Source organism: Streptomyces sp. P5F9 (genome assembly GCF_057961495.1).
Genome location: NZ_JBXVPZ010000079.1, coordinates 19,035 through 28,754, shown reverse-complemented (window position 1 = coordinate 28,754; position 9,720 = coordinate 19,035). Strand labels below are relative to the sequence as shown.

Below are 9,720 nucleotides of genomic sequence, written 5' to 3'. Positions count from 1 at the left end.
GAGCAGGAATGGTGGTCGGGTGGGGGTGACGTACAAATACTTCGGCGCGCCCGACGGTGCGACCGCGGCCCGCGTCCCGATCTCGATGCGCCCCGAGGAACTCGGCGGCGACGAGCTCGGGATGAACGGCATGTTCACCAAGATCAAGCCGGAGACGATGGCCGCGATGGTCCTCACCGGCATCGAGGGCGTCCCGCTCAACAAGGTGCCCCCGCTGGAACTGGTGGTCCTCCACCCCGACTACGCGGTCGTCAAACTCCCGATGACCGTCGTCGACCCGCTCCGCGGAATCGGCGAGGAGGCGGTCGGCGCGGCGGCGTTCATCTGGTCGACGGTGCCGGACCGGGGTGGGCCTCGGGACGCGTTCAATGTGTACCAACTGCTGCACGAGTGGCAGGACTTCAGCCATCGGCTGCATGAGGCGGGGCATCAGCCTTATTGCCTTGTGTGGCCGTGACCTGGCGTTTCGTGGGATTCGGGCGGGGTCTTCGGGCCTCGCCTTTTTCATGTCCCCAGAGGGGCCGTCAGGCGGCCAGGGCACATTGAGGGCACATTGGTTTTTCTGCGGGCACTGATGTGCCCTCGGCTTCGCCGGTCTCCTGGGTCTCTGGTTCCATGAAGGCGTCGTCGATCGCCTTGCGGGTGCGGGTCTCGCTGGACGGCAACAGGTGCGTGTACGTCCGCAGCGTAAAGCCCGGGTCCGAGTGGCCGAGGTACTCGGAGAGCGCCTTGATGCTCTCTCCCGCGTCCAGGAGCACGGAGGCGTAGGCGTGCCGGAGGGCGCGCACTCATGGGTGGAAAGTCCGCCGTCGCGGAGGTCATCGACTTACTGATCGTTTCAGAATGCGCTCCGTAGCCGCCTCAAGCAGATGATGGCGCAGGCGAGTCGGAGGAGTCCGTGGTGCAGGTCGGCACGTATCTCGTAGCGGATGCGTAGGCGTTTGAACTGGTGCAGCCACGCGGACGTGCGTTCTATGACCCAGCGGGTCTTGTCCAGGCCGGAGCCGTGCGGGGCGCCGCGCTGGGCGATCTTCAGGACGATACCGCGAGCCACACAAGTCGGCGGTACTTGCGGAAGTCGTAGCCTGGGTCGGCGTACGGGCGCTTCGGCCTGTGGCGGGGACGGCCGCGCAGGCCCCGGATACGCGGAATCGCATCCAAGAGCGGGATGAGCTGGGTGACGTCGTGCCGGTTGCCGCCGGCCAGCGAGACGGCGAGCGGGGTGCCGTGGCGGTCGACAATCTCAAGGTGCTTACTGTCCGGGCGGCTGCGGCCGACTGCTGAAGGCCCGATATGAACCCCCTCCTTTGAGGGCCCTGACGTGTGAGCCGTCGATCGCGCAGTCGTTCATATTCAGCAGGCTGGCATGTCGCAGCTCGACGAGCAGGGCCTCGTGTAGGCGGGGCCATACCCCCGCCTCCGTCCAGTCTCGTAGTCGCCGCCAGCAGGTGACCCCAGAGCAGCCGATCCGTTCGGCCGGGACGTCCGCCCAGGACACGCCCTTGCGCAGGACATACACGATCCCGGCCAGCGCAGTCCGGTCGTCGACTGGCTTGCGTCCGGGAAACCGGTGCCGCCGCGGCGGCCGGGCCGGGATTAGCGGGCTATCCGCTCCCATAGGTCGTTGGGCACAAGATCGCTGTTCATACCGGAAGCGTGCCAGAACAAAGCAGTTGAGGGGGGCGGATGGGCCCGGCACACTCGCCCGATGAGCGACAGCACACCATCGGGCAGCTGGGACGGACCCTGGTACCGCGTCCACACCGAGCAGTTCGACGCCGCGTTCCTGCCGAATGCCGGCGAGGACGTGGAGGCCGTCGACAACGTCGATGTCTTCGTGGATCTCAAGGACGGCTCCCGGTGGAGCGCGACCATCATCACCCTGGCTCAGGTCGAGATCCTCATGAGCCGATGGGCCACCAGCGGGGAAGCCCTCGCAGGCGGCTACTTCTGGTGCTCGGATGGGCTCATCGTCCGTGACGCCGGCATCAGCAACATGACCCGGGTCCTCGCCGGTCTGATCGATACCGGCGAGTTCACCCAGGTCCTTCAACTCCTCGACGACTGAAGGCCGTCCGGCCAGCCCGTCCCATTCCGAAACGATCAGTGAGTGCTCCCCCCAGTGAGTGTCACCAGCTCCGGGATCCTGCCGCTGAAGGGCGGAACAGCCAACGCTAAGGCCGCGTCGTGGAGAATGGGTCCGATCGAGCCCCGCGGGAGAACCGAGGGGTACCGGGATGCACGGGCGAAGGCGGCATGGATTCCTTTGAGCTGGGGCGGCTGACAGACCACGACTTCGAGGAGGTGTGCCGGGACCTGTTCACGGAGCTCCTGGGCGTGCCACTGGAGATCTTTCCGCGCGGCCGGGACCGGGGCGTCGACCTGCGTCATGACCCGGAAGGTGGTCCTTGCACGATTGTCCAGTGCAAGCATTGGTACCGCAGCGGTCGCGCGAAACTCCTGGCCCACCTGACCGACGAGGAGCTTCCCAAGGTCGCCGCTCTAAAACCGGACCGCTATGTTCTCGCCACCACCGTCGAGTTGACCGTCGACGCCAAGGAGAAGCTGCGCGCCGCCTTCGCCCCTCACATTCGGTCCACCGAGGACATCCACGGCGTGGATGACATCGTGGCCGCTCTGCGGGAGCGACCGCAGCTGGTGGAGCGGCACTTCCGGCTCTGGCTCAGCGGTACGGCGGCACTAGGCGCACTGCTACACAAGGGCCCGCTGTTGCGCTCCGACTGGCTGCGGCGCGAGCTGGCGAAGGTGGCCCAAACGTTCGTCCCGCACGAGGGCTTCGCGCGTGCCCGGCAGCTTCTCGACGAGCAGCACGTGTGCATCGTGACCGGCATCCCCGGTGCCGGGAAGACCACAGTCGCGCGCATGCTCGCCGCCTGGCGGATGGGCCATGGTTGGGAGGTGCACGAGGTCAGCCAGGACATCGACGAGGTTACAGAACTCTGGCGCGACGACGTGCCCCAACTCTTCCTCTACGACGACTTCCTGGGCCAGACGACGCTGCTGCCCCAGTTCGGCAAGAACGAGGACGCGCGCCTGCTGTCCGTGATGCGCGCGATACGAGACGCACCAGACAAAGCCTTGGTCATGACGACCCGCGACTACATTCTGGAGGAGGCCCGCCGCAAGCACGATCGGCTGGCCGCCGAAGATGTACGGGACACTCTCACCGGCATTCGCCTCACCGACCTGGACCTGCTGACCCGGGGGCGGATTCTCTACAACCACGTCCACCGCTCGGCTCTCGGACCGCAACAGAAAAGGCAGTTCGCCGCTCGCGACGCCTGGCTGCCCGTGGTTAACCACCGCAACTTCAGCCCGCGCCTGATCGAGGAGACTCTGCGCATCGACCTGAAGCGCGAACCGGACGTCGCCACCGCCCTGGTCGCCAACCTGGACAATCCCCGGCGGATATGGGAACGCATCGTCGAGAACGAACTCACCGACGAAGCGGTGCACTTGCTGGAGATCCTCTTCACGTACGAGTCCGTCGAACTCGCCGAACTGGAGGAGACTTGGACCTGGTATCGCAAGGAATTGAACCGAGAGGCGGACGGCCGCCGCTTCCGTCACGCGCTCCAGGTGCTCGACGGAACCATGCTCGTCATCGACGAGCGTGCCGTCTCCTTCCATAACCCGTCGATTGCCGACTACATCCGCTTCCACCTCAACGCCGGCCGGGGGCAGTTGGGTGCACTGCTCGCCTCCTGCGGTGACATGCGGCAGGTCGAACGCCTCGTGGATGCCGGACAGTTGGCAGACGGCGGCGGCATTCTCGCACAACTGATACAGCTCAAGCAGGCGTTGACCTCCGCAGTACTCGGGGCAGAAGACACCGTGGATGACGAGAGAGAAAACCACCTTCAGTGGGCCCTCGACACCGCGGAGACCATCGGCTCCTCGTCACTGGCGGACTATGTGGCGCACCGGGCCCTGGAACTGCCGCAGTGGTCGGAGAACACAAGGGGTCTGCTCCAGCTCGCGAACTCGCTGGACGGCAGCCGACTGATTGCGCAGGAGGTCTCCGCCGAGTTCCGCGCCCTGGTCGACGAACATGTCAGCAGCCAGATCTCGGAGCGCGTGGCCACCGGCTGGGTCGAGGTGAACAACTGGTACGCGTATCTTGACGAGCCGATCGGATGGTTCGCCGAGGGAACCCTGCTGGACGACATGGTGGAGTGCGCCTTGGAGAAACTGCGTGAACTCGCCGCTGACCCCGGGGATCTCGGCGAGACAAGCATCGACTACCTCGAAGCGCTGCTGAGCTTCCTTACCGACAACGACGCCCACCTGCTTCACGATGAGGAGTTCCGGGCCGTCGACCGGGTGCGGGAGCAGCTAACGCAGGCGCGGGAGGCTGCATGGCGCTCCCTGGCGGAGCGCTCACCGGACCGAGGCCGACCGGTCAAGCTGCCACCCGACCCCCGTCGTGATCAGACTGTCGTCGCGGAGTTCATGAGCGGCCTCGGCAACGCGGAGTCGGACGGCGCGGGCTGAATAGTTCCCCTGACGTCCTTCACACCCCTGCCCCACTTACAGCTCGTTGCAACACCAGCCCCTGAGGGTGTTGCAATGACGAAGCCACGCCGGAAGGGCCGTTTCACGACGTCAAGGCCACTCGACATTGTGCCGATGTCAAAGTTCTTTCTGAAGCAGCCAGTTAGAGATCATTCCTCGATGCGTTGCAGACTGGCTGCCCGGTGATCACCTGCAGCTGCCAACCCATCCACAAGGCGTCGCCACCGTGTGATTTGATCCGGCGGCATCCCTTCGCGTGAGTGAAGTGTTCTGAGCCAGTCGGTGAGGTACCAGCACTTGTTGGCGATGGCACGATAGTTGCCGTCGGTCAGTTGCTCGGCCCATGTCAGTCCCGTATCCCGCTGCCATTCAAGCGGGGCGCACTTGCCGAGATTCGCGAGCGCGTCAAGAGCCTTGGGTTCCTGGCGGGCGATCCCCATCCAGCGAGCCACGAGGTCGGCAATGGCGTCTGGGTGCAGCCAGCCTTCTCGGGCACGGGCCAAGGACGCGTCGATGTCGGTGTCGCTCACGTCAATCCCCGGGGCAGGCAAGAGCGCCCCCAGCGCGTCGTCGGCCCAGTGACGGTTTCCGTGTAGTTCGGTGCCGTCCCCGATGGCGTCGAGGGCCGCCTCCATGGCGACAGACCACACGTCCGACAGAGACGGGCGCAGGTCATCGTCGTACGTGAACAGGACGGCGAGATCACGGAAAAATTCGTACAAGGCGCGACTGTTGGCGGCGAACCGCTGCGCATGCGCCTCTAGCGGCCCGGTGTCACCGTGGACTGCCAAGTCGACGATGACACGAGCGCTGTCCTTACTGTGCCGGTTCTCGTACCCTTCCGTCGCCCAGTGGTCTGTGGAGCGGGCATGGGCGTCCAGAAGGACTTCGACAAGTCCCTTCGCCTGATCCGCCACGCAGCTGTCGCTGATGGACGCGGCACCAGCTGCGACAAGTGGTGGGACGAGTGACGTCAGGTAGAGCCGTTCCGTCTCAACCGCAGGCAATGTCTGCTCGTAGGGACCGTCGAGTCGGGGGCGGCCGCGTGCACCAGTCTCTGGGTCCCAGTCGCCGAAGCGACAGTCCTGTAGTCCCGCCCGCACGGCGTTGAGCGCTGCTTCATGGCGGCACGGGCCCGATCGCTGGTCAGCGTCGCATGGCGCGGCCCAGACCCAGTCGGCAGCCTGGGCGAACGCGATGCGCACCTCGTCGAAGTGGTTGGTGGTGCAGCGGTCCAAGACGCCGATGATTGCCTGCCTATCGAGCTCTATGTCATCTGATGCCACTGCCAGGAGTGCCGGCAGACCGGTCGCGGCTGACCGGTCGGCGCCCAGTGAGTAGAAGGAGGAGGCAACGTAGTCGGTATGGCTCGGTTCGGTGATGGCCTCAATCAGGACACCCGTCGCCCAACGCAAGTCATCGACCGGTACGTCGATACGTCCCTGGACCTGTGCGACGGCAGCGGCAGCCGCGACGGCGGCAATCGGGTCAAGCCGGTTGAGAGCGGAGTCGGGCGGGTCGTCGGCCAAGGACCGTGCCAAAGCGATGTCAGTGAGCAGCGTGTCGACGGGGGCAACGCGATCGGCGGACCTGGCGTAGGTGTTCTGCAAACGCATCGCCTGGCTGGCGCGGCCGAACATCTCGGCTTCAGGCCGCATATGGGTCGCCAGCGGCTCTGGATGCTGATACTGCACGATCAAGTTGCCGGAGTCATCGGATTCCGGATGGAAGTTCTCTGGTCTGAACGTCGCCGCCCATCCCTGTACCGAGGCGAGGAAGCGATCAGCCTCCGCGCTCCCCTGAGAGTCAGCGACAAGCTCTTCAGCACGGCGGACAAGCTCCTCGCCCGTGGCCGCGAGCTCGTTCAGCCGGGTCTCGTCACCGGAGAGGGTCGCACGAATGGTGAGTTCGGCGGCGATATCGCGCAGACTGCTTCGACGGCGAGAAAGACCGACAAGATCAAGTGCATCCGGGCCCTGAACGTAGAGCACTCCTTCACTGGCAGCCCGTGCGAACTCCAGATGCCATACGTCCAGTTCGCGCATCCAGGGATCCAGCAGATCACCCGCCTGCTCCAGATGGCGAACAAGGAAACCAACCACGAGTCCGGGCATGGCCAAGTTGTTGCAGTCACGCAGCAGCAACTGCACGACCCGCTCAAGTGGGACGTCAGCGATGGCGACTAGCTGGTCCGCGAGCCGCTCGACGGCAAGTAGCGCACTCATACACGGGTATGGCCCAACGGATGAACCTCGATACCACGCCCACACGTGCTCGTCTCCGACGCAGTGCCTGACACCGACTCCCGGAATATCCAGATCCACTCCGGTCAGTTCGTCGAGCGGCGCCTGGGTATAAGTGTCGTGATCCGCAACACGGATGGCCGCCGCGTGGTCGAGCATCCGGTTGATCAATGCCAGCATCGGCATAAGCCGGACCGTCAGCAGCTGCCAGAAGGGGCCGCGGTACCACCCGGCCATACGTTCGGTGATGCTTCCGCCACCGCGGTGGTGCCGGATGCCATCGTCGAACGGATAGAAACCAGACCGGCCATAGCTGGCCTCCTCAGCGTCGTACCGTTCGATGTAGTAGGACTCCGTCAGGGTCAGGAGCAGGTCCGGCTGATACTTGGCCATCGCCGCCACGGGCCAGAAATTCTCCACGACAGGTTCGAGACGAGCACCTCCGTCGTCAGCGATTTCCCTGAGGAATGTCTCGGCTGGCGCAGCAAAATCCGGGCCGAGCATGGCCAAGGCTTCCACCGCGAACTCATCCCAATGCTCCGGCTCGGCTGCGACGATACGGTTCCGCACCCGCTGCCGAATCGGGTCGGACACGCCCGTCTCGACTCTCACCAGTCCGCGCAGCCACGCCAGCACCAGTTCACGGATGGATCGCCCCATGCCATCCGCAGCCCAGGAATCATCGTCGGAATCGGCGTCGCGTTCGCGGCAGAAGCTCAGCTCGACCAGCGGTGCGAGCACCACAGGATCGCCGATGTCGTGGGGGGCGTAGCGCTGCATGGCCAGCCGGATCACGGTACGCAACCCGGCTTGATGGTCGGCCTCCAGTTCAGGCCACGTCCGGCCGAGGACGTCACCGGCGGCACCGAGGGTGAGCACCGCCTCCCAAGGCACATCCGACCATCGCTCGCCGTGGTCGGATGCGATCTGGTCGAAGACGGCGCGCAGTTGCGCGAGTGATCGCCTGACATCGGCGGTGGTGAGCAGGTGGGCCTGGCATGCGACGCGTGCGGCCCGTAGCGCCCAGCGCGGTGCCTCGGCCGCGGAGAGGAGATCGAAGCCGTCCGTGACGAGCACCTGCACCATTGCCATGTCCCGCACGAGATCACTGGCAAATCGATCGGACGGAAGCCAGGCGCTAGTCACGGTGCGCGGTGCGAGCAGACCATCAGAACGCAAGGAAGGCAGCGCGGCCGAATCCGGTGATACAGAGTTGTCGTACGGGAGCAGTTGGCGCCGAGCCAGTGCACGAAGAGACTGATCACGGGCGTCAGGAGAGGGTCCTCCAGGCGACATCACCTCCCCGCCGCGCACCAAGTGATACCAGACGACCCTAAACAAGTCGGCCTCCGAGGCTGCTCCCTCTGGGGCCGCCACATCCGGTCCTGCGCGCAAAAGCATGTCAACCAGCCCCGGCCTGCCCAGCAACCACCGCGCCCGCTCATCGACAGCCCAGCGCCGCAACTGCGGGAAGACCTCAATCAATTGCCCGATTTCGGCCGAGGTCAGCCGAGGAACCTCGTGCTCACGGACAAGGTTCTCGACGGCGTCACCATCTCGCTCCACACCTTGCGCGGCTTGTGTAAGCACGTCACGTGCGGCTCCGGAACCATCGGTGCGGGTTACTGCCACCACGCCAAGCCCCGAAGTCATCGCCGCTCGGGCGAGATCTGAGAGCAGTTGGCCACGGCCTTCCAGCACCGACTCCGCGCCATCGACGACCAGCAGACGACCATTGCCCACGGCTGAGGCACCCAGCACCGAGGTGATGCGGGCACCGAGTAGCGCCTCGAATTCCGCAAGCCGTGCGGGCACTTCTCTTAGATTCAGCACCGTGACCGCCACACCGTCGGCTCGCAATCGCCTGGCAGTACGCAAGGCCAGAGCCGACTTACCGGCATCCGGCTCACCGGTAACGACGAGAGCGGTCGTCTGCAGTGCAGCCGTGCTCATCTCGGCAGCCAGATCGTTCCCGGCTTCAGCACGTTCCAACTCAAGCTCATCGCCAGCGCCGGTCAAACGAAAACCCACGAGGTTCTCGGCTGTTTCCGACAAAGCATCGAGGGCGCGCCACGCTGCGGCGTGAGAAGGGGAACGGCCAACCGCTGTCCCGGAGATTTGCCTCCGCACCATGGCTTCGGTGGCATGAGCCCCAGCGGGTGCGTAGCTCCGGGAGAGCCTCTCCAGCGCTTCAAACAGAGCGTCAGCGCCCGCCACCGAGGAGTCAGGAACGACACTCCGCAGGCGGCCCACAATCGCCGTACGGTCGGACTCGTCGACTCCCTCCAGCCTGAGTTCCCACAACCGCAGTACGTGCAGAACTCGCCAGGTCAGCTCCGAGGCAGATGTCTCCGTGCTTACCTTTGGGCTGGTCGCGGCCTGAGCAATCAGGGCATCGAGATGGGTCAACCGCCTCCGAACACCATCGTTCGTACGGCCCACCTGTTCCACCGCTCCCCGGAACGACTCCTCATCGGGCTGCCCCCGAGCGATCACAGCCAGCTCGCGCACTTGCTGTACGGCCGGATTGGGACTGGCTACTGCAAGTGCCAGCCGCCAACTCCCCGCGCCGGCCTCATCCCAGTGGTCGGTAACAACCTGCAGGTAGGACATGAGCAGATCTGCAGTCGCGTCGTCGCTGGTTGTGAAAGCCGGAGCTCGGCGCACTCCGATCGACAACCTTCGCTGTGCGCCGTCGGCCGTGTCACCGACGACGATCAGGTCGTCCACAGCGCTGAACCGGCTGTCCTGGAAACGGACTGCCACGGGCGTCACGTCATCGCCCAATGCCGGTACAGGGTCGCCTAGGAGAAGGTGAGCGAGCAGGACAGCGCCGAAGCGATGCTCCAGGACTGTGCCCCCGCCACCCGTCGAGTACGGGCTGGCCACTCTTTCCGCTTCATCGCGCCCCACCATCTCTGCAGCATATGGCGCAATACCG

Annotated in this window: 4 protein-coding genes and 2 pseudogenes; 3 read left to right on the top strand and 3 right to left on the bottom strand. The window is 65.2% G+C overall.

Going from position 1 to position 9,720, the window contains the following annotated elements:
- The first annotated feature begins 19 nt into the window (after positions 1–19).
- Positions 20–457, top strand: coding sequence for a hypothetical protein (locus tag AC31A1_RS15875; protein WP_019061278.1), 438 nt, complete (start codon positions 20–22; stop codon positions 455–457).
- A gap of 67 nt (positions 458–524) precedes the next feature.
- On the opposite strand, the pseudogene AC31A1_RS15870 reads toward AC31A1_RS15875, so the two are convergent.
- Both AC31A1_RS15870 and AC31A1_RS15865 read right to left on the bottom strand, forming a co-directional pair.
- Positions 525–788, bottom strand: a pseudogene (locus AC31A1_RS15870) (site-specific integrase); the annotation flags it as partial.
- A 50-nt stretch (positions 789–838) separates the two neighbouring features.
- A pseudogene (locus AC31A1_RS15865) lies at positions 839–1,647 on the bottom strand (IS5 family transposase).
- A gap of 61 nt (positions 1,648–1,708) precedes the next feature.
- On the opposite strand from AC31A1_RS15865, the gene AC31A1_RS15860 reads away from it, so the two are divergent.
- Both AC31A1_RS15860 and AC31A1_RS15855 read left to right on the top strand, forming a co-directional pair.
- Entirely contained in the window at positions 1,709–2,068 is a 360-nt protein-coding gene (locus AC31A1_RS15860; RefSeq protein ID WP_489653938.1) for a hypothetical protein, read from the top strand.
- A 188-nt stretch (positions 2,069–2,256) separates the two neighbouring features.
- A complete protein-coding gene (locus AC31A1_RS15855) occupies positions 2,257–4,515 on the top strand; it encodes an nSTAND3 domain-containing NTPase (protein ID WP_489653937.1) in 2,259 nt (752 codons plus the stop codon).
- Positions 4,516–4,685: 170 nt separating this feature from the next.
- On the opposite strand, the gene AC31A1_RS15850 is transcribed toward AC31A1_RS15855, so the two are convergent.
- Entirely contained in the window at positions 4,686–9,695 is a 5,010-nt protein-coding gene (locus AC31A1_RS15850; RefSeq protein ID WP_489653936.1) for a hypothetical protein, read from the bottom strand.
- Positions 9,696–9,720: the final 25 nt, after the last annotated feature.

Bases quoted from the DNA above. Each gene is read 5' to 3' on its own strand.
- AC31A1_RS15855 (WP_489653937.1), top strand. From the start codon at position 2,257: ATGGATTCCTTTGAGCTGGGGCGGCTGACAGACCACGACTTCGAGGAG.
- AC31A1_RS15850 (WP_489653936.1), bottom strand. From the start codon at position 9,695: ATGGTGGGGCGCGATGAAGCGGAAAGAGTGGCCAGCCCGTACTCGACG.
- AC31A1_RS15860 (WP_489653938.1), top strand. From the start codon at position 1,709: ATGAGCGACAGCACACCATCGGGCAGCTGGGACGGACCCTGGTACCGC.